The following is a 21,305-nucleotide window of genomic DNA, read 5'->3' on the forward strand; positions in this document are numbered from 1 at the left end:
GCCCGCCCGGCCGGGGGCGGACCTCTTCCGGCCCTCCTCACGCCGCCCCGGCGCGCGTCCCGTCCTCGGTCGGCAGGAGCAGGACGCCCTCGTCGGAGTCGTACTCGTACAGCTCCGCGTAGCGGCCCCAGGTGGCGGCCGTGCTGAGCTGCCGGTGGGCGTCGGGGTCGCTCAGCCGGCTGCACAGCCGGGTGATCAGGTCGGACTCGCGCAGCTTCCCGTTCGGGGAGGCGAGCAGGACGACCCGGATGGTGGAGATGAGCGGCACGTTCGCGAGCGCCGCGCCGGCGAAGAGCCGCTTGCGCAGCAGGATGTCCGCGCGGGCGAAGGCCATGCCGTCGGTGGTGAGGTCGAGGCGGTTGGACACGATCTTCGCGTAGCCCAGCAGCTGGGCCGCCTCGACGACCGGCATCAGGTCGTCGAACTCGTAGGAGAGCGCGGTCGCCAGGGCCGAGAGGTCGATGGCCCCGCCGCGCGACTCCAGTACCTCCAGGAGCCCGGTGAGCGCCTCCAGGTCGGCCGTGGGGAGCAGCACGTGGTGCAAAAGGTTGTCCCTGACACCGGCCGTCTCGGGGGCGCGCTGCCCGGTCAGGGCCTCGTAGGCCTCGCCGACGACCGCGCCGAACTCGGCCGAGGCCCGGTTGCGGGGACGGGGCAGGTCGACCTCGATCTCCCCCTTGATGCGGCCGGGGGACGAGTCCAGGATCAGGATCCGGTCGGCGAGCTGGACCGCCTCCTCGATGTTGTGGGTCACGAGGAGCGCGGTACGGGTGGGGCTGTCGGCGTGGTTGAGCAGTTCGATCAGCTCGGTGCGCAGGGTCTGCGCGGTCAGCACGTCGAGTGCGGAGAACGGCTCGTCCATCAGCAGCACGTCAGGCTCGACGACGAGGGCGCGGGCGAAGCCGACGCGCTGGCGCATACCGCCGGACAGCTCCTTGGGATAGGCGTTCTCGAAGCCGTCGAGGCCCACCATGTCGATGGCCGCCAGGGTCCGGCGCTCGCGCTCCTCGGCCGGAACGCCCTGCGCGCGCAGGCCGAGTTCGACGTTCTGGTGCACGGTGAGCCAGGGCATCAGGGCGAAGGACTGGAAGAGCATGGCGGTGCCGGGGTTCGGCCCGTCGACCAGCGTGCCCCGGTAGTGGACGGTGCCGCTGGTGGGCGCGAGCAGGCCCGCGACGTGCCGCAGCAGGGTCGACTTCCCGGAGCCCGACCGGCCGAGGAGCGCGACCACCTCCCCCTCGTACAGGGTGAGGTCGACGTCCCGCAGGACGGGCAGGGGGTTGCCCTGGTGTCCTTCGAAGTCCTTGCGGATGTCCCGGACGGAGAGGACGGGGGTGCGGCCCGCGGTGGACGACGCGGCCTCGGCCGGGTCGCCCGCCCGGTTCGTCGCGCGGTCGGCGCCGAGGGTGTCGGTGGGGTTCATGATGTTCCTCGCAGAGGGAGTGGGGCGTTCGGAGCGGGTGTTGCGGAGCGGGTTCCTGGTCCCGTTCACATCGCGCACCTCCGCTCGGCGAAGCGGTACAGCGGGCGCCAGAGCACCTTGTTGAGGATGAGCACGTAGACGCTCATCACCACGACGCCCAGGATGTTCGCGGGGTAGTTGCCCTGTTCGCCCGCCTGCTGGAGGTAGGCGCCGATGCCGATCGTGGTCAGCGTGGTCGTGCCGTACGTGACGATCTCGGCCTGGATGGAGGCGTTCCACGCTCCGCCGGACGCGGTGAGCGCACCGGTGACGTAGGACGGGAAGACGGCGGGGAGGATGACCGTCTTCCACCGGAGCCAGCCGCGCACACCGAGGTCGCCGGCCGCCTCGCGCAGGTCGCCGGGGATGGCGCTGGCACCGGCGATGACGTTGAACAGCACGTACCACTGCGCGCCGAGCGCCATCAGCGCGATGCTGCCCCAGCCGAGGGAGATCCCGGAGACGCCGAGGACCAGGACGGCCAGCGGGAAGAGGAAGTTGGTCGGGATCGAGGCGAGGACCTGCACGATCGGCTGCGCGATCCGGCTGACCTTCGGGTTCATGCCGATCCACACACCGATCGGCACCCACACCACCGTGGAGAGCGCGACCAGGAGCAGCACCCTGCCGTAGGTGACGAGGCCGATGAGGGCGGTGTGGCCGATCTCGGAGTAGCTGATGTTGTCGGTGATGTACACATAGGCGCGCCAGACGATCCACAGGACGACCGCGGTGTACGCGACGTAGAAGACGACGTCGATCCGCTTGGTGCGCACCGGGTCCTGGCGCAGCCGGCCCTTGCTGGTGCCCAGCACCCGCATGGCGCGGTCGATCCTCTCGCCGGCCGGGCGCAGGGCGCGGCCGACGCGGGTGGGCAGCGAGGAGCGGCGCAGCAGGTCGAGGACCCAGCTGCGGGGCTGGACGGCGATCTCGCAGTCCTCGGTGCGGAAGCGCTCGGCCCAGGCGGTGATCGGCCGCCAGAAGAGGAAGTTGACGCTGAGGACGAGGATCACCATGGTCACGATGCCGAGCATGATGCGGCCGTTCTCGGCGTTGCCGACGGCGACACCGACGTACGAGCCCACGCCGGGCAGGGCGTTGTCGGCTCCGTTGACGCTGATGGTCTCGGAGGCGACGAGCGCGAACCACGCCGCGCCGAAGCTGATCATGCCGTTCCAGACCTGGGCGATCATGCCGCTGGGCACGTCGACCCGCCAGAACCGCTGCCAGCGGGTCAGTCGCATCATCCGCGCGGCTTCGTCGAGTTCGCGCGGCTGGGTGATCAGCGACTGGTAGAACGCGAGCGCCATGTTCCACGCCAGCGCGGTGAACACCGCGAAGATGGAGGCGAGTTCGAGTCCGAGCGTGGAGTGGGGGAACAGGGCGACGAACCCGGTGACCGTGATGGTGAGCAGCGCCACCACGGGCACGGACTGGAGGACGTCGATGACCGGGACGATGACCTTCGAGGCGCGGCGCGAACGGGCCGCCCAGGTGCCGAAGACGAAGGTGAAGATGATGGACGGCACCAGGCCCGCGAACAGCCGTAGCAGGGTGCGCCCCGCGTAGTAGGGGAGTTCGGCGGGGTCGGTGGAGATGGTCGGGGGCTGGTCGGGGTGGTAGGGCTGGTTGGTGGAGGCGCCGATGCGGACCAGGCCGTACAGCAGGGCGACGAAGCCGAGCAGGACCAGCAGGTCGGCCGGGCTCAGGCGGGCGGAACGCAGCGCGCCGCGCGACGGAAAGGGGCTGAACTTGGACATGGAGAAACCTGAAACCTGAAAGGTGCGGGCGGCGTTCGGGCGCGGGCGTGGGTGTGCCACGGCCTCGGCCCGGCCGGCCTCGTGATGGGGGAGCCCTCTGAGCGGACGGGTGTCGTGCACCCGGCGGGGGTGGGGAGGATCGCTGGGCGCGCGGCGACGGCGGGGGGAGAGCCGTTTCAGCGGCGGCGCGGCCTCAGGTGACTAGGAGGTTCGTTGAAGCGCACAACGACCACCTCCTCGATTCATGCGGTACGAGTTCCGAGAACAATGAGTATCAGGGCGGGGATTTCTCGGCGGATCCCGGCCATCGTCACGATGGTTGCACGTCGGTTAAGCGGCGGTCAAATTCCCTTCGCTCGCTCCGCCGTTTCCGCGCATTCCTGAATTTCCTTTCAGGAAATCAGGAGTCACGCGCGAGGGCGGCCTGCCGTGCGGCGTCCCGCGCGGCCTGTGCGCGCGACGCGTGCAGCCGCCTGCGGGTGTGCGCGCAGCGGCGCGCGAAGGAGGCCGTGTTGTCGCAGACCCGGTAGAGGAGGGCGATGTCACGGACCGAGGGGAGGGCCTTGGGGCGGTCCGTGCGGCCGGGGACCGCCCCCGGGCCGAAGCGGCGGATCAGGTCGTCGGCGATGAGCTGGTAGCGCGGCGGATGCGCCGCCGCCGAGGCGTCGGCGGCGGCGGCCGGTGCGGCCGGGCGCCGGGCCGCGCCCTTTCCGGGCCCACGCTTCTTGCGGCGCTTGCGGGCGGATTCGGTCATGGAAACCTCCTGAGAATCCGAGCGGATCAGGAAACGGATCCGCGATCAATCGGTTGCAGGCAGGATTCCCCTATTGTTCTTCAGTTCTTTCGGCCTTTTCGGCTTCTTCGGCTTCTTCGGTTTCTTCGGCTTCCGGCGGGGTGCGGAGTGGGGAATGCGGGCCGCCCCCCGGCGGTCGGCGAACCGGTGGAGGGACGGGGTCTCACCGGTCGGCCGGGGCTTCGCCGGCCAGGGTGTACGCGCCCGTGGGCCCGGTGCGGAGCAGCCCCCGGCCCTCGGCGCCGAGCTTGTCGCGCAGCCGTCCGGCATGGGCGTCGACGGTCTCCCCGTCCCGGTCGCCGGTGGCGACGCGCTGCCAGACCAGCTCCAGCAGGCGGGTCCGGGACCAGGCGCGGCCGCGGTGGGCGGCGAGATGGGCGAGGAGCTCGAACTCCATGCAGGTCAGGTCGAGTTCGCGGCCCTGGATCCGGGCGCGGCGGCTGCCGCAGTCCACGACCAGAGGGCCCGCCCGGTGTACGGGGGTCCTGGGCAGGTCGTTCGCCTCGGCGAAGAGGAAGGCGTTCGGCCGGGACAGGGGCCGGCGGCGGAGCGCGCCGCTGCCGGGTCCGGTCGGCGATCGGCGGCCCGGGATGCGGCAGTTGGCCGCCAGGGTCTCGGGGCGGCGGGTGTCGGTGCAGAGGGTGTCGTTCATGTCGTCACCTCCATGGGTGCGAAGAGTTCTGGGTTCAGCGAAGGGCGCGCCGGACGGCCGACGGTGGTACGCGGCGGGCCCGGGCGCGGGGAGCCCCGGAGGCCGTACGGGTGTGGCGGAGCGGCGCGGGACGTACGGTCGCGCCGGTGCCGGGACGGGCCCTGGGGAAGAGGCTGGGGAAGAGGGCGGCGAAAGCCATGACGGCCCCTCGTGGTGAGACGGCGGCGTCACGCCTCACCTGAAGGAGGTGCGGGCGTCAGCGCATGCCGAAGAGCGGCGGGCACGCGGGGAGGTGCCCGGAAGGGTAAGTGCGACTCCGACTCGGACTGGTGTCCAAGGTCCCGCCTCCCTTCCCGCTCCGGTGCGCTCGCCACTGTGGCGGTTCCGCACGCGTCGTAAACCTCAAACCCGAGGGTAGAGGGCATGATTCGGCCCGCCCAGGGACCAAGGTCCCTACTTGCGGGTCCCGGTTCCGGTCCCGGCACCGGGCTCCGGGGCGCCCGGGCCGGGCCGCCCGGGTCAGGCCGCCCGGGTCAGGCCGCCCGGGTCAGGCCGCCCGGGTCAGGCCGGGTCGGCCGACGGCTCGCGCTCGGCGGTGCTCAGCAGGACCGTGGCGACCGCGCGGGCGCGGAGGGCCGCCTCGGTGGTGCCCTCGCGCAGGGCGGTGACGATGGCGCCGTCGCCGAGCAGGGCGAGCTGGCGGGCGAGGGTCTCGTGGTCGCGGTAGCCGCCGTCGGCGAGCAGCCCGTCGAGGCGGGCGATGACCCTCTCCTTGTGCTCGGCGGCCACGTGGTGGGCCGGGCTCTCCGGGTCGGCCGTCTCGACCATGGTGTTGATGAAGGCGCAGCCGCGGAAGTCGGCCGAGGCGAAGCGCTCGGCGAGGCCGTCGAAGAGGGCGAGCGGCAGCTCGGGCCGCTCGCGGGCGCTCGCCTCGATGCGGCCGTCGAGCCACGCCCGCCACATGCCGTCGCGCCGCCGCAGCACCTCGACGACGACGTCGTCCTTGCTGGGGAAGTGGCGGTAGAAGGAGGCGCGGCCCACCCCGGACTCGGAGAGGATCCGCTCGATGCCGACGGCGCGGATGCCCTCCTCGTAGAAGAGCCGCTCCGCCGCGCTGAGGAGCCGTTCTTTAGCGTTCGTGGCCATACCAGACGGTACCACTCGGTTCCGTCGTGGCGGGATCCCCGTACCGGACCGGGCGCCTCCCGTTGCGCCGGATGGAACCGATCGGTACCGTCAGGATGGTACCGATCAGTTCCGTCTTGCGATTCCGTCGCGCGATTCGGCCGTGCGGCTCCGTCGCGCGATCCCGTCTCGCGTTCGGCTCAAGGAGAGCGTCATGCCCCGCCTGCCCCAACTGACCGTCGACACAGCCAACGAGGAGCAGCGCGAACTGCTCGAGGGCACCCTCAAGCAGCTCGGCAAGCTGCCCAACCTCTACGCCGCCCTCGCCAACGGCCCCGCCGCGCTGCGCGGTTACCTCGCCCTGCGCGAGGCGCTGGTCGGCGGCGCGTTCAGCGCCCGGCAGCGCGAGCAGCTGGCGCTCTACATCGCCCAGCGCAACGACTGCACCTACTGCGTCTCCGCGCACACCCTGCGCGGCGGCAAGGTCGGGCTGAGCGAGCGGGAACTGCTCGACACCCGCCGGGGCGCCGACGCCGGCGACCCGCACATGGACCAGGTGCTGCGGATCACCGGCGCGATCATGGAGACCGGCGGCCGGGTCACCGACGCCGCCCTCGCCGACGCCCGCGCCGCCGGTGTCACCGACGCCGAACTGGCCGAAATCGTCGGGCATGTGGCGCTCAACGTGCTGTCCAACTTCTTCAATCACGTTGCGCAACCGGAGTTGGACTTTCCGTTGGTCCCGGCCCAGCTCGCCGAGTAGAGTCCTTCGCGGCCGACCAGGGGTGCCGGCGCGCGAGGGAGCGTGCCGGCACCCCTGTGGTGTGACAGACCGACTGGGGCGATCGAACGGGTGGCGTGACCTGTCATCCGAGTCCAGCTGCCGCCGGGGGGCGGCAAGGGGGTTATTCACGTGGACATCGACGCAAGAACCCTTCGTACCTTCCGTGAGGTGACCCTCACCGGGTCCTTCACCCAGGCGGCCCGCCGCCTCGGGTACTCGCAGTCCAGCGTCACCGCGCAGATGCGGGCCCTGGAACGCCAGGTGGGCGAGCCCGTCTTCGAGCGCCTCCCGAACGGTGTGCGCCTCACCCGCGCCGGCACCGTCCTGACGGACTACGCGCGCCAGATCCTCACCCTCGTCGGCGAGATGGAGACCGCACTGCGGCGCCCCGCCGCGCCCCCGCCGAGGATGACCGTCGGCATCGTCCCCGCCCTCGCGTACGGGCAGCAGCTCGCCCGCGTCACCCACATCGGCCGCCGGCTGCTGTCCGGCGTCCAGCTCGCCCTGCGGGTGATGGGCACCGCCGAGATCCACGACGCCTTCCGCGCCGGGTCGATCGACGGCGCGCTCGTCCTCACCGTCGTCGAGGCCGAGGACCCCATGGCGGGACCGGCCGGACTGCCCGACCAGCCGCGCGCCGAGCGCCCGGACGACCTCACCGAAGTACGCCTCCAGGAAGTCGAGTTCGTACCCGTCACCGGCGTCTCCCGGGCCCGTGGCCGAGCCTCCGCGGGCCGCCAGGTGGTCATCGCGGACCCTGACTGTCCCTCGCAGCGCTGGCTGCCCGAATTCCTCCGGCTCCGCTCCGACGGGCCGCCCGAGATCCACGAGCTCGGCTCCATGGCCGGGGTCCGCGCCGCCGCCCAGTCCGGGCTCGGCTGCGCGATGCTGCCCATGGCGCTCGCCGCCTCCGCGCGCGAGGCCACCGGACTGCGCCCGCTGCCCGGCGTCCCCCGGATGCGCTGGAACGCCTCACTGGTCTCCGCGCGCGCCGACGACCGCCCCGCGCTCGACTGGGAGAACCTCACCGAGACGCTCCGCCAGGCCACCGCGCTCGCCTGCGCGGTCTACCCGGACCGGCAGGAGGACCCGGCCGCGCTGCCGGCCCTCGACCCGGGCGTCGCGGGCCGCCCCGCCCCCTGAGGCGCGGACCGTCCCGCCCCCCTGAACCGGTGCCGCGGCACACCGCCCCCTCCCCGGACCCAAACCCCCGACCGGGCCCCGAGGACGGCGGTGCGCCGCGGCACCTTCTCGCGCTGCCGGGCGACTACAGGTCGAACTCGTGCGGCGGCAGGTCGAGCGCGAAGCATGCCTCGCGGACCACGGCCTGCTCGGTCTTGTCGAAGTCGCCGTCGGCGCCGCCGATGATGATGCCGATCTGCACGACGGCGCGGGCCTCGGCCGGCTTCTTCTTCGCCTTGGCGACCTCCTGGAGCACGCTGACCTTGCCGAAGTCGAAGTCGGCGGCCAGCTTGTCGAGGTTGGCGTCGAAGCGGCGCTGCAGGTCGAGCGCGTCGAAGTTCTGCAGCACCTCGTTGGTCGCGATGAGCTGGGCGACGCGGCGCCGCTCGGACGGGTCGATCGTGCCGTCCGCGGCGGCGACCAGCGCGCACATCGCCATGCTCGCGTCGCGGAAGGCGCCGCTCTTCAGGTCGTTCTTCTTGGCGAGCAGCTGGGTCTGCATCGTCGATGCGGACTCCTTGATGCGGTCCCACAGGGCCATGGGGCAAGCACTCCAGACGTCGGTTGTTTCTACTGGCTTGTAGAACGTACCAGTGGGTCCGGTGGTTCCCGGAAACGCCGAACGGCGGCGGGGCGAAGGCCCCGCCGCCGTTCGGCGTGCGCGCGATGTACCCGTCGGACCGGCCGGATCAGACCGCCGGAGCCGGGAAGGTCGGGTACTCGACGCCCGAGACGTGCTGGACGACCCGGATGACCTGGCAGGAGTAGCCGAACTCGTTGTCGTACCACAGGTAGAGGATCGCGTTGTCGCCGTCGACCTTGGTCGCGCCGGCGTCCACGATCGACGCGTGGCGCGAGCCCACGAAGTCCATCGAGACGGCGTCGGGGGCCGTGGTGAAGTCGATCTGGCGCTTCAGCGGCGAGTGCAGCGAGACGTCGCGGAGGTACTCCAGGACCTCCTCGCGGGTGGTCTCGCGGCCCAGGCGCAGGCTGAGAATCGCGATCGAGACGTCCGGGACGGGGACGCGGATCGAGCTGCCCGTGATCGGGGCCTTCAGCTCCGGCAGCGCCTTGGCGACGGCCGAGGCGGCACCGGTCTCGGTGATCACCATGTTGAGCGGCGCGGACCGGCCGCGGCGGTCGGCCTTGTGGTAGTTGTCCAGCAGGTTCTGGTCGTTCGTGAACGAGTGGACGGTCTCCACGTGACCGCGCAGCACCCCGTACTCGTCGTCCATCGCCTTGAGCGGCGGGACGATCGCGTTGGTGGTGCAGGACGCGCAGGACAGGATCTGCTCGTCCGGCTTGATCGTGTCGTGGTTGACGCCGTGGACGATGTTCGGGACGTCGCCCTTGCCCGGAGCCGTCAGCACGACCTTGTCGATGCCGGGGCGCAGGTGCTTGGAAAGCCCCTCGCGGTCGCGCCACTTGCCGGTGTTGTCGATCAGGATGGCGTTGTCGATCCCGTACGCCGTGTAGTCGACCTCGGAGGGGTCGTTGGCGTAGATCACGCGGATCGAGTTGCCGTTGGCGACGATGGTGCTGTTCGCCTCGTCGACGGTGATGGTGCCCTGGAACTGGCCGTGGATCGAGTCCCGGCGCAGCAGCGAGGCGCGCTTCACCAGATCCTGGTCGCCGCCGCCGCGCACGACGATGGCGCGCAGCCGCAGCCCGTTGCCGGAGCCGGCCTTCTCGATGAGCAGGCGGGCGACCAGGCGCCCGATGCGGCCGAAGCCGTACAGGACGACGTCACGACCGTCGCCCCGCGCGATCTTGTTGGCGCCGACGGCGCCGGCCACGGCCTCGGCGGTGAAGTCCGCCACGGACAGGCCGCGGTCGTCGGCCTTGTGCTCCGCGGCCAGCATGCCGATGTCGATCTGGGACGGGCCCAGGTCGAGGGTGGTCAGCGCCTCCAGGAACGGCATGGTCTCGGTGACCGAGAGCTCCTCGCCGTCGATCTGGCGGGCGAATCGGTGGGTCTTGAGAATGCTCACCACCGACTTGTTCACCAGGGAGCGGCTGTGCAGGAGGACGGTGACGTCCTGCTCCCGGTGCAGCCTCCCGATGATCGGAATCATGGACTCCGCGATCTCCTCGCGGTTCTTCCAGTTCGTGAACGAGTCCTCGTTGACAGTCACAGAAAGCATCTCTCGATCGAGCTAGGCAGTGCTCATATGCTAACCCGACCGTCATACCCGCCTACAAGGGGTCCCCGGGGAGGCGGTCGTCACGTCCCCGTGAACCGGTCATCTTCGAGTCGCCACCGCCGCCCCGCCCCTCCCTCCCGCACCCATGGCACCGCCTCCGGGCCCGTGAGCTGCGCCCCCGCCGCCCGCGCCGCCGCGCCCCGGATTGTCCAAGGACCGCCGTGCGCGAGGACGCCGCGCACGCCTACCGCCCGCCGCCCCCACCCGCCACAATCCCCGTATGACGATCAGCCCGGCAGCCGTGGGCGCACCGCCACGCCGCCCCGCCCTCCACCACGCCCACTCCATGCTCACCGGCGCCGTCATCGGCGGCTCCCTCGCCGCGCTCGTCGTCGGCACCGTCATCGAACACGTCCTCCTCTTCGTCGCCGGCCTCGTCGTGCCCACCGCCTACGGCCTCCTGCACGTCGCCGCCGGCGCCCCGAGGCGCGCCCGCGAGGCGGCCCAAGTTCCCCACACCGCACTGGCGTTGATCGAAGACCGGCGCGCCACCGGAGGGGAGACCAGCGACGTGCCCGTCCGCTTCGACGTCACCGTCGCCCCCGACGACGCCCCCGCCTACCGCGTGGTCTTCGTCCAGGGCATCAACCTCGTCGACCTCCCCGACTATCGGCCGGGCGGCATCGTCGTCGTCCAGTACCCGCCCGACCGCCCCTGGCAGGTGCGGATCGTGCGCCGCCCCACCCCGCGGTGGGAGGAGCGCGCGGAGGGCGCCCGCATCGACTCCGCCCCCGGCCCCGCCGTCACCTCCGAGGTCCCGCGCGACGGCGCCGCCGTCGGCTGGCTGACCCTCCTCGTGCTGCTGCTCTCCGCCGCCGCCGTGGTCTTCTTCTTCCGCGCCGAACTCTTCGGCCCCGGCCCCGCCGACCCCGCCGCGCCGCCCGCCGCCACCGGACCCGCCGAGACCGGCGCCCCCGGGACCTCCGGCGGCTCCTCCACCGTCGTGTCCTCCGCGACCGGCACGGTTACCCTCGGCCCCGGCCGCTCGATGCTCGACCAGGGCGAACTCCGCCGTTCCATCGAGGCGTTGACCCGAAGCGGCGGCCAGGAGGACCGCCGCCTCCTCACCCTCGTCGTCCAGGACAGGCAGCTCACCGCCGTCTTCACCCCCGCCGGCTCGCCGGCCCCCGGCTTCGACCCCACGCGCCTGCCCTACGACCGGATTCCCGCCCTCGTCCGCGAGGCCACCACCACCCTCGGCGTGCGCACCCCGCACAGCTGGCAGCTGACCGCGGAGAACCTCACCGGCGCCCTCACCCTCAGGATCGGCGTCACCGGCGCCGGCGGAGGCGCCGCCGCACTCGAAGCCGACGCCGCCGGAACCGTCCAGCGCCGTACCCCGGCCCACTGACCGACGGAAGGACCAAGGAGCATCTGATGGACATGGGTACGGGCATGGGCTGGGGCTGGCAGGTCTCCCTCACGGCGTGGTGCGCGCTCTCCGGCGCCGTCGCCCTCGTCGGCTACGCACGCTCCCTGGCCGGCGTCACCGCCGCCCAGCGCGCGGTCCGCGTCACCGGCCGCATCGACCGGGTCACCCCGCCGCGCCACGGATCCTCCGGCCGCGAGGGCATAGCGGTCGTCGTCACCTTCCAGGACCCGGGAACGGGCGAGGAGTTCACCGTCACCAACGAGGGCGACCGAGGCGACCTCGTCCGCGTCGCATGGCCCGGCCGGGCGGTCGGCCTCCGCTACCCGCCCGGCCGGCCGCACGCGTACCGCTTCGTCAACGACCTCCAGGACGGCCGCCGCGGCCTCGGCCTGCCCCACACCGCCCTCTTCCTCCTGTACGCCGGGCTGGTCACCGCCGCCGCCCTCGCCTGGGGCTGGCCCTGGGCGCTGCTCGGCGCCGGCGCGCCCTGGACCCTGTGCGCCGTCCTCTACCTGCCCGGCACCATCCGGGTCACCCGCGAGCGCGCCGCCGCGCTGTCCGCCCTCGCCCCGGTGCCCGGCCGGATCATCGCCGTCCTCACGGACGTCACCGTCGACCAGGACGGCGACACCGCCACCCACCACCAGCCGGTCGTCGCCTTCACCACCCACGAGGGCACGGACGTCACCGCGTACTGGCCCGTCGGCGTCAAGGACCCCGACCGCCTCAAGGCCGAGGCGGCCACGGCCGGTTCGGGGGCGAAGGGCCCGGTCGGGACGCTCGGCCGGACCCTCTCCATCCACTACCGCCCCGACGACCCGGCCGTCTTCACCCCGGACCTCCCGGGCGAACGACGCTCCCGCCGCGCCGACTTCGGCTGTTCCGTCCTCGCCGTCCTGCTGGGCCTGGCGGCCCTCGTCAGCGGCGGGATCGTTCTGGCGTCCTGAGCGGGTACGGGGCCGGGTGCGGGTGCGGGGCCGGACCCGGGGCCGGGAGGCCCGGCCCCGGGCGGCGGGCCCGCCGTCAGGCGAGGGCCAGCGCGGGCGCCCGCGCCGCAGCCGCCGCCCCCGCCGTGCCTTCCTCGTGTCGCAGCAGCGCCAGCAGCCCCGCGCGGGCGCGGGCGACCCGCGAGCGCACGGTGCCGACCGGGCAGCCGATCGCCTCCGCCGCCTCCGCGTACGGCAGCCCCAGCAACTGGGTCAGCACGAACGCGTCACGGCGCTCACCGGGGATCGCCGCGAGGAGCTCGGCCAGCGCGATGCCGTCCTCGAAACCCGGCAGATCGCGCGGCTGGGCGTGCTCGGCCGCCGTCTGCCAGTCGTCCCGGTCGGACAGCCGGGGCCGGGCGGCGGCATGCCGGAGGCTGTCGACGACGGTACGCCGGGCTATCGACAGCAGCCAGGTACGGGCCGACGAACGGCCCTGGAAACGGGGGAGCGCGGCGAGCGCTCTGAGGAACACCTCCTGGGTCAGGTCGTCGGCGGACTGGCGGTCCGCGCTGAGATAGGCCACGTAGCGCCACACGTCACGGTGGAGCGCGCGCACGAACTGGTCGGCCTTCGCCGGGTCGCCGTCGCGGGCCGCCAGGGCCAGCAGCGTCGTCGCCGCGTCGGACTCGGCCGAATGGCGGGGCGGAGCGGGCGCCCGGTCGAGGGCAGGTGTCATCGCCATGGGTCCTCGGATCCTCGTCAAGGAGTGCGGAAGGAAAGGCACAGGGGTGCGCCGGCCGGCCCCGAGGGCACGGCCGGGGCCCCGGGCGCGGGCCCGGGGGATCCGGCTGTCGTCAGCCGACAGCGACCGCCCGTGGCGGACCGCGTGAGACGAGGGAATGGGCGAGGTGGAGCCGCCGGGGCGGTCGGTCGTCACCCGGGCGCACGGGCCGGAACCTCGGCCGGTCCACGCCCACCGGCACCACCGCGAGCAGCAGCCCGAGCGGCCGGAACAGCCCGGCCGGCAGCGCCCGCAGCAGGCGGAACGCCGCCCGCTCCCCGTACGCCAGCCACACCCCGCTGAGCAGCGCGGCCAGCAGGTGCGCCGCCAGCATCCCGAAGGACGAGGAGACGGGGAGCCCGGAAGGATCACCGCCGGGTCCGAGACCGCCCCCGAGATCGACCCCGAGATCGACCCCGAGACCGGGCATGTGCCCCATGGCGAGATGGGCCATGTCCATCGGCGACATGTCCGGGGGAGCCATGTCGAGCGGCACCATGTCGGCGGGACCCATGCCGGCCGGAACCATGTCGGCGGGCGACACGGATGTCGCGCCCATGGCCGCCGAACCCATGGCCGCCGAACCCGTGGCGGCCGAGGACATGTGCGCGCCGGACAGGGCGGCGCCGCCGCCCCCGTGGCCCAAGCCCACCCCCACGCCCGAGGCGGGCGAGACACCGGCCTGGGCCCAAGAGAACACCGAGTGCAGCACGGTCTGGACCGCCACCGCCGCGGCCGTCACGGCCGCCAGGCCGCGCTCGCGGGCGGCCGTCGCCCAAGCCGCCGCCGCCGTCGCGGCGAAGGCCGCGCCGAGCCCCCAAACGGGCACCGGGCGACCCGACATGAGGATGTGACCGGTGGCGGCGAGCAGCACGCAGACGGCCGCGAACAGGGCGGCCCGTACCGCTCGCGCTAACCGGTCCGGTGTCATGGCGTGCCCATCCTCGCACCCCTCCCCGCCGCCCCGCCCGCCCCCTCGCCGGGCGCGGAACATGCCTACGCGAGATGTGGCCCGTCCCACAAGAGGGCCCGGGAACTCCCCGGCGCTCCCCGCCGACTCCTCCTCCCGGAAGCGGCCGGAGACACCGGACGCGGTACGGGGAGGGGTGGCCGTTGAGCGAGGAACGCCCGGCGCGCGGGCTGACCGCGCTGCTCACGACGGCCATGGCGTTCTCGATGCTCCAGCTCTTCCTGCTCGGCGCGCTCGGCCCGCGCCTGGTGGACGGGCTCGGCGTCTCCGCGACCCTGCTCGGCCTGACCACCACCGTCGGCTTCGGCACCGCCGCCGTGCTGTCGCCGCTCGGCGGACGGATCGTCGACCGGGTCGGCCCCCGGCACGCCCTCGTCGCCCTCCTCGCGCTCTCCGCGCTCGCCCTCGCCCTCATCGGCGCCGCCCCCGGCCCCGGGGCGCTGCTCGCCGCCGTCGCCCTCGGCGGCGTGCCGCAGGCCCTCGCCAACCCGGCGACCAACAAGGCGATCCTGGCGGCCGTCCCGCCCCCGCGCCGGGGCGCCGTGACCGGCACCAAGCAGTCCGGGGTGCAGCTCGGTGCCTTCGCCGCCGGGCTGCCGCTCGCCTCCGCCGCCGGGGTGCTCGGCTGGCGCGGCGCCGTCTGGGCGGCGGCCGCCGCCGCGGCCCTCGCCGCCGTGTGGGCCTGGCACATGGTGCCGCCGCACATGGCCCCCGCACCCACCACCGTCCCCGGCGGCCCGGCCGTCGCCGACCGCCGCCCGGTGGCCTGGCTGGCCGGATACTCGCTGCTCCTCGGCGCGGGCATCGCCTCCGTCAACACCTACCTCGCCCTGTACGGCGCCGGGCGCCTCGGCATGGGCCCGGCGCTCGCGGGCGCCCTGGTCGCGGTCCTCGGCGTCGCCGGCATCGCGGGCCGCGTCGGCTGGTCCCGCGCCGCCGTCCCGGGCCGGGCGCCCTGGCTGCCCGGCCTGCTGGCCGTCGGCGCGGTGGCCGCCGCCGTCCTGCTGGCCCTCGCCGAACACGCCCCGCCTCTGGTGTGGGCGGGCGCCGTCGCCGTGGGCGGGCTCGCCGTCGCGGGCAACGCGGTCTCCATGGTGCTGGTCCTCCAGCGGTCCGCGCCCGGACGCGCCGGACAGGACTCGGCGCTCGTCGCCGCGGGCTTCTTCGCCGGGTTCGCCGTCGGACCGCCGCTGTTCGGCCTCCTCGCCGCCCGCGCCCGCTACGGCCAGGGCTGGGCGCTGGTGGCCGTCGAGTTCGCCCTGGCCGGGGCGGTCGCCCTCACCTGGGCGCTGCGGGACCGGCGCGTCCGCGAGGGCGAGGCATGACCGCCCCGGACTGGGCCGAGTCGGCCCTCGCCCTGCTGGTGCACCGGGCCGGCGGGACGGCCGCGCAGGTCGGTTCCCGCTTCCCCCTGTACGCCGACCCGGACGACGGGCGCTGGACGACGACCGGCCGGGGCTCCTGGACCGGCGGCTTCTGGGCCGGGCTGCTGTGGCTGCGCGCCCGGCACCGGGCCGGGGTCACCGCCGCGGACCCGCTCGCCGCCTCCGCGTGCACCGCCCGCCTCGCCCCCTGGGCCACGGCCGACACCGCGACCCGCGGGCTGATCCTCTGGTACGGCACCGCCCTGGCCTTCGCCGACCCCGCCGCCGACGCGCTGCGGGCCCGCGCCGCCCGCGCGGCCCTGGACGCCTGGGACCCGGGCCTGGGCCTCGTCCCCTGGGGCGCGGCGCTCGGCGGGGAGCGGCTGCGGGCCAGGGCGGACGGGGCGCCCGGTCTCGTACCGCTGCTCACCTCCGCCGGGCCGGCCGGGGCGCGGGCGGCGGGCGCGCACCTGCGCCGCCACCTGGAGCTGTGCCTGCCCGGCGGCGGGGGCCGCCCCCGGCCGTCCTGGCGGTACGACACCGACACAGCCCGCTGGGCCGAGGACGGCGAGCCGGGCCCCGGCTGGACCCGGGGTGAGGCCTGGCTCCTGCTGGCCCTGGCGGACGCCCTGCTGCGGGTCGGCACCCGCGAAGGCCCGCCCACACGGCCCCCGGAGGACCTGGCCGAGGCGGCCGAACAGCTCCTGGAAAGGGGCGAGTTCCTTACCGGGCCGCTCGTCCCGCCCGCCGACGCCCGGCGCTCCTCGGGCCCTCCGGACACCTCGGCCGCCGCGATCACCGCCGTAGCCCTGCGCAAGCTCGCCCTGGTCCCGGGCGCCCCCTGGGCCGCCGCCTGCGCGACCCGCTCGGAGGCGGTCCTGCGCCACCTCGCCGACACCCGGCTCACCCGGCCCGGGCACCCCTCGGGCGGGCGGCCCGGCGGGATGCTCCTGGACGGCTGCTACGAACCCGCCGGGGACACGGCACCGAACCGTGAACTCATCTGGGGCGACTTCTTCCTCGCCCTGGCCCTCGCCGCCCGCCGCGGCGACGTCGACCTCACCCGCGTCTAGGGCCTGTCGTCAAAGTCCCGTCCGCCTCGCGACGCCTGGCACGCGCTCTCGCCGCTGAGCTGCGAAAACCGTTGGTTCCCGAGGTGGGGAGCGGCCTAGCATCCGGCCATGAGCGAGGACGGGAACGGGAACGGGAACGGGAACGGGAACGGGAAAGAGGACGGGATCGAGGACGTGAAAGAGCACGTGAACGAGCACGTGAGCGACACGGACGGCGACGGCGCGGCGGGGGAGGAGCGGGTGATCGTCTGGCGGGGCGCGGGCGTCGGGTTCTCGGCGGTCGACGTGGACGACACCGAACTCCTCGCCGCCTGGCGGGCCGACCCCGTGGCCTTCCACCACATCGGCTTCTGGCCGCGCCCGTTGTCCGCGCTGCGCGAGCGGATCGAGCGGTGCGTCGAGGACAACGAGCGGGACGACTTCCTGGTGCTGCGGCCCGACGGCACCCCCGTCGGGCACATCGCGCTCACCGAGCAGAACCAGGTGGACGGCACCGCCGAGGTCGAGCTGCTGCTCGCGGCCCCGTACCGGGGGCACGGGTACGGGCCCGCCGCGCTCGACGCCCTCGTCGACCTGGCCTTCGGCGAGCTGCCGATGCACCGGCTCACCGCGAACACCCACACCTCCAACGCGCCCGCGCTCTCCGTGCTCGCCGCGTCCGGCTTCACCCGGGAGGGCGTCGCCCGCTCCGCCTGCCTGCACCGGGGACGCCGCTACGACATCGCGCGGTACGCGCTGCTGCGCCCCGAATGGGAGCGGCTGGACCGGCCCCGCGCCTGGGACGCCTGAGCGGAGCGGAGAAGGTACGGGAAGACCGAGGCCCCGGGCCGGTTCGCGCAGGGACCGGTCCGGGGCCTCGGCCCGGGGGCCGCGTCACTTATAGGCGGCGACCGCCCATGTCACCTTGTAGTGCTTGCTGTTCTCGCTCCACCGGTACTGCTCCTTGCCGGCGGTCCGGCCGGCGATCTCGATCCAGCTCGTGGTGTAGGTGGGCTTGCCGTCCGAGCCGGTGTTGGCCAGACCGCAGTCCTTCGAGCAGGTCGTCGCCACCCGCTGGGACACCGGGTCGCTGCCCACGCTGTTCAGCATGGTCCGCGAGTTGGCGAGGTCGTTGGAGTAGTCCGTGCACCAGCGGTTGGCGCCGTTCGGGATCTCCTGTACCGCCGCCAGCGTGGGCCACTTGGTGTACGTGTCCTTGTGGCAGTCGGCGGCGCCGCTCTTGGAGAACTGGACGACGCCCGCGTTCGCGCCCACCCAGAAGCGGTCGGGGTTCCCGTACACCGGGGTCAGGTCGTGACCCCAGGCGCCCTCGCCCTTCGGGTTCTTCGGCAGCGGGTACGAGGTGCCCGTCGTGTTCGCGAAGCGCTTGGTGGCCGGGTCGTACGTGAGCTTGCGCAGCTCCAGACCGCCGAGCACCCACACGTCCCTGCCGTTCGCGTCGGCGACGACCTCGTGCGCGCTGTTCAGCGGGATCGTCTGCACCGGCGTGCCGCTCCAGTTGCCCTTGCCCGGCCGGCCCTGCTCCCTGGTGTACAGCTCGACCTTGCCCGGCACCCCGTCCACGCCCGCGAAGGCGGCGACGACGCTTCCGTCGGGCAGCAGGTCCACGCCGTGCAGGTCGCCGGGCTCACCGGCCCCCTTGACGTTGATCGCCCAGTGGTAGCCGGACAGCGCCGGGTAGGGGACGACGCCGATGAAGCCGCTGCCGCCGTCGCCGGTGATCAGCACGTTCCCGCTGCCGTACGCCCCGCCGGGGCGCAGCTTGTGCGAGGTGCCGCCCTTCCAGTCGGCGCCCTTCAGCGTCGCGTCCTCCACGGAGTGGTACGCGTCCGGCAGCCAGCGCTGGTACGGCTTGGACGCCTCCCACACCGAGGGGTTCGCGGAGTCCAGGAACTCCAGGGTCTCCTCGGCGGCGGGGTAGCCGCCCGCGTACGGCGGACCGTACTCGTTGCCCGTGATCAGCGGCGTCGAGCCGGCGTTGAACTCGACCTCCAGCGTCGGCGTGAAGTACGACTTGGTGCAGGCGCGGTCCTGCGTGGCGCCCGCCGGGTTCATGGAGCAGAAGTCGTGGTAGCCGGTGACGCCGGTCGCCGCGTCCGGGGCGCCCTCGCGCCCGCTCAGCCGGATGCCGTAGTTGGGCGTGGTCGTGCCCGCCCGGGTCCAGCCCTTCACCATGTCGGTGACGTCGACGCGGACGATGCCCTTGGACTCGTCCGGCAGGTAGGTGTCGGGCTGGTCCTCACAGCCGGCGACGTTCGGGTGCCCGACGCCGAACCAGGAGCCGATGCCCTCGCCGACGGCGGGCTGGTTCGCCCAGGTGATCGTGGACTGGTTCCACGGCTCGGTCACCCGGTACACGCCGTACCAGGAGTTCTGTCCGCAGTCCGGGGCGGCCACGAAGGAGTTGTACATCCGCAGGTACGCCCGGTTGATGTTCGCGCCGGTCAGCCGCGAGACGTCGAACTGCAGGAAGCTGCGGTACCTCGTCGCGCCCGCGTCCGGCGTGCCGACGTGCAGCAGGTGCCCCTGCGAGTGGTCGGCGTCGTCGGTGCTGCTGATGTACGTGTCCTGGAGGCGCTTGATCAGGTTGCGGGGGCCGCTCTGCGCGAACGGCGAGACCGCGCCGGTGTCGGCGGTCGCCGCCGCGGGCGCCGCCCGCAGGGACTGCGCGGGCGCGGACTCCGCCCGTGCCGTACCGGGGGCCTCCGGCGCGGGGCCCTGGGCCACCAGCAGGGTCGTCGCCAGCGCCAGGCCGCTCGACAGGCCCAGGATTCTCCGTCCCCAGCGTTTCGGATGTCGGTCCTTCAGGGGGTGTCGGGACACCGGTGCTCCCCTCCTGGCGGCGCCCCGCGCCGGTCGTGCGCGTGGGGGCCTCGGCCGCCGGTCCGAACGGGTGTCCGGTCCGGTTCGGTCGACAGTACCCGCGAGTGCGCAGGCCACGGGCCCGCGAACAGGCGGCCTCCGGTGCCCGAACGGGCCCGCGTGACCGGCACCTGGCCCGCGCTAGGGAGTGTCCAGCCACTCCCGCAGCAGCGCCTCGCGCTCCCCCTGCCGAGGCGTGCCGCCCTCCCGCGCGCGACCCCAGCGGGCCATCGCCGCCAGCGTCGTCTCCAGGGTCGCCGCACCCTCCGTCAGACGCGACAGCAGCTCCCGCGACAGGTCCGCCTCCGTCGGGGAGTAGCCCCGCGCCGCCGCCACGTACGCCCGCAGCTCCCGCGTCCCCTCGGCGTCCTCCACCGCCACCGTGAGCAGCGGCGGCGCCTCGCCGCCCAGCCCCACGCCGCTCGCCATCGCCAGCTCCAGCACCGTGCCGATCGCCAGGTCCTTCACCGCGCCGACCTGCCGCAGCAGCGTCTTCACCGGCACGTCCGACACCGTGAGGGCCCGCACGTCCTCCCACAGGTGCAGCCGCGACTGCCCGTCGCCGAGCCCCACCACCGCCTCCGGGGTCAGACGTATCCCGGGGGCGTGCCCGGACGGCTTCGCGCCCACGTACACGTCGCCCTCGGCGATCCAGAACAGACCCACCATGGCCATGGCCCGCACACTCGATTCTCTCGGTCAGCAAGGTGAACAGTCAGTCAAGTCGCCCTCGGCAACGCCCCGCCGGCCACGGAAGTTCCCGTCGCCGCCTCGGTGGCCCGCAGCACCCTGCGGGCCACCGACGTGATGTGCAGCTCGTCCGGCCCGTCGAGGATCCGCGCCGTCCGCCCCGTGCGCAGCAGCGCGGGCAGCGGCGTGTCCGGGCCGAGCCCCGCCGCGCCGAACACCTGGACGGCGCGGTCCGCGACGTCCTGCAACGCCCGCGCCGCCGCCGTCTTCGCGAGCCCCACCTCCACGTGCGCGTCCCGCCCCGCCGCGACCAGCGCCATCGCCTCGTACGCCAGCGGGCGGGCCGAACGCAGCGCCAGCAGCGCCTCGAAGACGTGCCGCTGCACCAACTGGTGCCCCGCCAGCGGGCCCTGGACGCCCCGCCGCTCCACCGCCCGCGCGCACAGCAGGTCGAACGCCCGCCCGGCCTGCCCGAGCCAGCGCAGCGCGCGCAGCGCGCGCCCCAGCCGCAGCCGCTCGCCCGCCACCGCCAGCGCTCCGCCCGGCGGGCCCACCAGCGCGTCCTCCGCCACCTCGACCCCGTCCAGGGCGATCTCGTACTGCCCCGTCGCCCCGAACACCGGCAGCTCCCGCACCACCCGGAACCCCGGCGCCCCGGCCGGCACCAGGAACAGCGAGAGCCCGTCCCGGTCCCCGGGGACTCCGGCCGTCCGCGCCAGCACGGTCACCACGTCGGCGTCCCGCGCGTGCGACACGAACCACTTGCGCCCGCTCACCCGCCACCCGCCGCCCGGCCGCCGCTCCGCCCGGGTGGCCGTCAGCACCGGCTCCGTGCCCGGCACGTCCGGCTCCGTCATCGCGTAACAGGCCCGCAGCCCGCCCCCGACCAGCCCCGGCAGCAGCTCCTCGCGCAGCCGAGGCGAGCCGTGCCGCGCCAGCATCCGTACGTCCAGCAGCGAAGCCGAACCCAGCGCCACCGGGCCGTGGTCGCTGGCGCCCTCCGCCTCCGCGAGAGCCCCGTAGGCCGCCAACGACAGCCCGCCGCCGCCCAGTTCCGCCGGCAGCGGCAGGGCCCACAGCCCCTCCTCCCGCGCCCGCTCGCGCAGCCGTGCCCGGAGCTCCGCGGCCCTCGGCCCGCCCTCGTCCAGCGGCCCCTCGTGCGGGAACACCCGCTCGCGCACGAAGGCCGCGACCCGCTCCCGCAGGGCCTCGTCCAGCGCCTTGTCGCCGGGTGTGTCCCGCTCCGCCATCGCCATGGCCATCGCCGTCTCCTCAGCTCTCGCCCCGTCGTCCGCTGCCGGG

At 74.0% G+C, this 21,305-nt stretch carries 19 protein-coding genes; 7 read left to right on the forward strand and 12 right to left on the reverse strand.

Annotated elements, in window-relative coordinates; genetic code table 11:
• Positions 1-37: 37 nt before the first annotated feature.
• The 5 genes from ACZ6J5_RS16710 to ACZ6J5_RS16730 form a co-directional block, all read right to left on the reverse strand.
• Positions 38-1,423, reverse strand: a complete 1,386-nt coding sequence (locus ACZ6J5_RS16710) for an ABC transporter ATP-binding protein (RefSeq protein WP_469392033.1) — start codon at positions 1,421-1,423, stop codon at positions 38-40.
• A 65-nt stretch (positions 1,424-1,488) separates the two neighbouring features.
• Complete coding sequence (locus tag ACZ6J5_RS16715) at positions 1,489-3,222, reverse strand: ABC transporter permease (protein ID WP_469392035.1); 1,734 nt, start codon at positions 3,220-3,222, stop codon at positions 1,489-1,491.
• A 400-nt stretch (positions 3,223-3,622) separates the two neighbouring features.
• Positions 3,623-3,976 (reverse strand): hypothetical protein, encoded by a 354-nt coding sequence (locus tag ACZ6J5_RS16720; RefSeq protein WP_469392037.1) that lies wholly within the window; start codon positions 3,974-3,976, stop codon positions 3,623-3,625.
• A gap of 202 nt (positions 3,977-4,178) precedes the next feature.
• The gene (locus tag ACZ6J5_RS16725; RefSeq protein WP_469392039.1) at positions 4,179-4,667 is read right to left on the reverse strand and encodes a winged helix-turn-helix domain-containing protein; all 489 of its coding nucleotides are present in this window, start codon (positions 4,665-4,667) and stop codon (positions 4,179-4,181) included.
• 561 nt (positions 4,668-5,228) lie between these two features.
• Complete coding sequence (locus ACZ6J5_RS16730) at positions 5,229-5,813, reverse strand: TetR/AcrR family transcriptional regulator (RefSeq protein ID WP_469392041.1); 585 nt, start codon at positions 5,811-5,813, stop codon at positions 5,229-5,231.
• Positions 5,814-6,006: 193 nt separating this feature from the next.
• On the opposite strand from ACZ6J5_RS16730, the gene ACZ6J5_RS16735 reads away from it, so the two are divergent.
• Both ACZ6J5_RS16735 and ACZ6J5_RS16740 read left to right on the forward strand, forming a co-directional pair.
• Complete coding sequence (locus ACZ6J5_RS16735; protein ID WP_469392043.1) at positions 6,007-6,555, forward strand: carboxymuconolactone decarboxylase family protein; 549 nt, start codon at positions 6,007-6,009, stop codon at positions 6,553-6,555.
• Between the two features lie 150 nt (positions 6,556-6,705).
• Entirely contained in the window at positions 6,706-7,719 is a 1,014-nt protein-coding gene (locus ACZ6J5_RS16740) for a LysR family transcriptional regulator (protein WP_469392045.1), read from the forward strand.
• Positions 7,720-7,843: 124 nt separating this feature from the next.
• Here ACZ6J5_RS16740 and ACZ6J5_RS16745 read toward each other — a convergent pair whose 3' ends face one another.
• Together ACZ6J5_RS16745 and ACZ6J5_RS16750 are read right to left on the reverse strand one after the other, a co-directional pair.
• Positions 7,844-8,299, reverse strand: coding sequence for a tellurite resistance TerB family protein (locus ACZ6J5_RS16745; protein ID WP_469392047.1), 456 nt, complete (start codon positions 8,297-8,299; stop codon positions 7,844-7,846).
• A gap of 148 nt (positions 8,300-8,447) precedes the next feature.
• On the reverse strand, positions 8,448-9,893 hold the full coding sequence (locus ACZ6J5_RS16750; protein ID WP_469392168.1) for a glyceraldehyde-3-phosphate dehydrogenase: 1,446 nt from the start codon (positions 9,891-9,893) through the stop codon (positions 8,448-8,450).
• A 289-nt stretch (positions 9,894-10,182) separates the two neighbouring features.
• Here ACZ6J5_RS16750 and ACZ6J5_RS16755 point away from each other — a divergent pair, with 289 nt between their 5' ends.
• Both ACZ6J5_RS16755 and ACZ6J5_RS16760 read left to right on the forward strand, forming a co-directional pair.
• Positions 10,183-11,313, forward strand: coding sequence for a hypothetical protein (locus ACZ6J5_RS16755; protein WP_469392049.1), 1,131 nt, complete (start codon positions 10,183-10,185; stop codon positions 11,311-11,313).
• A 26-nt stretch (positions 11,314-11,339) separates the two neighbouring features.
• Positions 11,340-12,281: a DUF3592 domain-containing protein gene (locus ACZ6J5_RS16760; protein ID WP_469392051.1), complete on the forward strand. Its 942-nt coding sequence runs from the start codon at positions 11,340-11,342 to the stop codon at positions 12,279-12,281.
• 76 nt (positions 12,282-12,357) lie between these two features.
• Here ACZ6J5_RS16760 and ACZ6J5_RS16765 read toward each other — a convergent pair whose 3' ends face one another.
• Positions 12,358-13,005, reverse strand: a complete 648-nt coding sequence (locus ACZ6J5_RS16765) for a sigma-70 family RNA polymerase sigma factor (RefSeq protein ID WP_469392053.1) — start codon at positions 13,003-13,005, stop codon at positions 12,358-12,360.
• Between the two features lie 112 nt (positions 13,006-13,117).
• Positions 13,118-13,975, reverse strand: a complete 858-nt coding sequence (locus ACZ6J5_RS16770; RefSeq protein WP_469392055.1) for a hypothetical protein — start codon at positions 13,973-13,975, stop codon at positions 13,118-13,120.
• Between the two features lie 233 nt (positions 13,976-14,208).
• Here ACZ6J5_RS16770 and ACZ6J5_RS16775 point away from each other — a divergent pair, with 233 nt between their 5' ends.
• The 3 genes from ACZ6J5_RS16775 to ACZ6J5_RS16785 all read left to right on the forward strand — a co-directional run bounded on the left by ACZ6J5_RS16775 (position 14,209) and on the right by ACZ6J5_RS16785 (position 17,240).
• The gene (locus ACZ6J5_RS16775; protein ID WP_469392169.1) at positions 14,209-15,339 is read left to right on the forward strand and encodes an MFS transporter; all 1,131 of its coding nucleotides are present in this window, start codon (positions 14,209-14,211) and stop codon (positions 15,337-15,339) included.
• Complete coding sequence (locus ACZ6J5_RS16780) at positions 15,336-16,451, forward strand: sugar ABC transporter permease (protein WP_469392057.1); 1,116 nt, start codon at positions 15,336-15,338, stop codon at positions 16,449-16,451. The genes ACZ6J5_RS16775 and ACZ6J5_RS16780 overlap by 4 nt, the downstream gene beginning before the upstream one ends.
• A gap of 108 nt (positions 16,452-16,559) precedes the next feature.
• Positions 16,560-17,240, forward strand: coding sequence for a GNAT family N-acetyltransferase (locus ACZ6J5_RS16785; RefSeq protein ID WP_469392059.1), 681 nt, complete (start codon positions 16,560-16,562; stop codon positions 17,238-17,240).
• Between the two features lie 84 nt (positions 17,241-17,324).
• Here ACZ6J5_RS16785 and ACZ6J5_RS16790 read toward each other — a convergent pair whose 3' ends face one another.
• From ACZ6J5_RS16790 to ACZ6J5_RS16800, 3 genes are all read right to left on the reverse strand, one after another.
• Positions 17,325-19,274 (reverse strand): DNRLRE domain-containing protein, encoded by a 1,950-nt coding sequence (locus tag ACZ6J5_RS16790; protein ID WP_469392061.1) that lies wholly within the window; start codon positions 19,272-19,274, stop codon positions 17,325-17,327.
• A gap of 180 nt (positions 19,275-19,454) precedes the next feature.
• On the reverse strand, positions 19,455-19,988 hold the full coding sequence (locus ACZ6J5_RS16795) for a hypothetical protein (protein ID WP_469392062.1): 534 nt from the start codon (positions 19,986-19,988) through the stop codon (positions 19,455-19,457).
• A 44-nt stretch (positions 19,989-20,032) separates the two neighbouring features.
• A complete protein-coding gene (locus ACZ6J5_RS16800; RefSeq protein ID WP_469392064.1) occupies positions 20,033-21,265 on the reverse strand; it encodes an acyl-CoA dehydrogenase family protein in 1,233 nt (410 codons plus the stop codon).
• Between the last annotated feature and the right edge of the window lie 40 nt (positions 21,266-21,305).

Source organism: Streptomyces sp. NPDC042100 (genome assembly GCF_055582325.1).

What these genes read in the sequence shown, in the direction of transcription:
- ACZ6J5_RS16710 (WP_469392033.1), bottom strand. Translation starts at nt 1,423, where the DNA reads ATGAACCCCACCGACACCCTCGGCGCCGACCGCGCGACGAACCGGGCG.
- ACZ6J5_RS16715 (WP_469392035.1), bottom strand. Translation starts at nt 3,222, where the DNA reads ATGTCCAAGTTCAGCCCCTTTCCGTCGCGCGGCGCGCTGCGTTCCGCC.
- ACZ6J5_RS16720 (WP_469392037.1), bottom strand. Translation starts at nt 3,976, where the DNA reads ATGACCGAATCCGCCCGCAAGCGCCGCAAGAAGCGTGGGCCCGGAAAG.
- ACZ6J5_RS16725 (WP_469392039.1), bottom strand. Translation starts at nt 4,667, where the DNA reads ATGAACGACACCCTCTGCACCGACACCCGCCGCCCCGAGACCCTGGCG.
- ACZ6J5_RS16730 (WP_469392041.1), bottom strand. Translation starts at nt 5,813, where the DNA reads ATGGCCACGAACGCTAAAGAACGGCTCCTCAGCGCGGCGGAGCGGCTC.
- ACZ6J5_RS16735 (WP_469392043.1), top strand. Translation starts at nt 6,007, where the DNA reads ATGCCCCGCCTGCCCCAACTGACCGTCGACACAGCCAACGAGGAGCAG.
- ACZ6J5_RS16745 (WP_469392047.1), bottom strand. Translation starts at nt 8,299, where the DNA reads ATGGCCCTGTGGGACCGCATCAAGGAGTCCGCATCGACGATGCAGACC.
- ACZ6J5_RS16755 (WP_469392049.1), top strand. Translation starts at nt 10,183, where the DNA reads ATGACGATCAGCCCGGCAGCCGTGGGCGCACCGCCACGCCGCCCCGCC.
- ACZ6J5_RS16760 (WP_469392051.1), top strand. Translation starts at nt 11,340, where the DNA reads ATGGACATGGGTACGGGCATGGGCTGGGGCTGGCAGGTCTCCCTCACG.
- ACZ6J5_RS16765 (WP_469392053.1), bottom strand. Translation starts at nt 13,005, where the DNA reads ATGGCGATGACACCTGCCCTCGACCGGGCGCCCGCTCCGCCCCGCCAT.
- ACZ6J5_RS16770 (WP_469392055.1), bottom strand. Translation starts at nt 13,975, where the DNA reads ATGACACCGGACCGGTTAGCGCGAGCGGTACGGGCCGCCCTGTTCGCG.
- ACZ6J5_RS16775 (WP_469392169.1), top strand. Translation starts at nt 14,209, where the DNA reads ATGGCGTTCTCGATGCTCCAGCTCTTCCTGCTCGGCGCGCTCGGCCCG.
- ACZ6J5_RS16780 (WP_469392057.1), top strand. Translation starts at nt 15,336, where the DNA reads ATGACCGCCCCGGACTGGGCCGAGTCGGCCCTCGCCCTGCTGGTGCAC.
- ACZ6J5_RS16785 (WP_469392059.1), top strand. Translation starts at nt 16,560, where the DNA reads ATGAGCGAGGACGGGAACGGGAACGGGAACGGGAACGGGAACGGGAAA.
- ACZ6J5_RS16795 (WP_469392062.1), bottom strand. Translation starts at nt 19,988, where the DNA reads ATGGCCATGGTGGGTCTGTTCTGGATCGCCGAGGGCGACGTGTACGTG.
- ACZ6J5_RS16800 (WP_469392064.1), bottom strand. Translation starts at nt 21,265, where the DNA reads ATGGCCATGGCGATGGCGGAGCGGGACACACCCGGCGACAAGGCGCTG.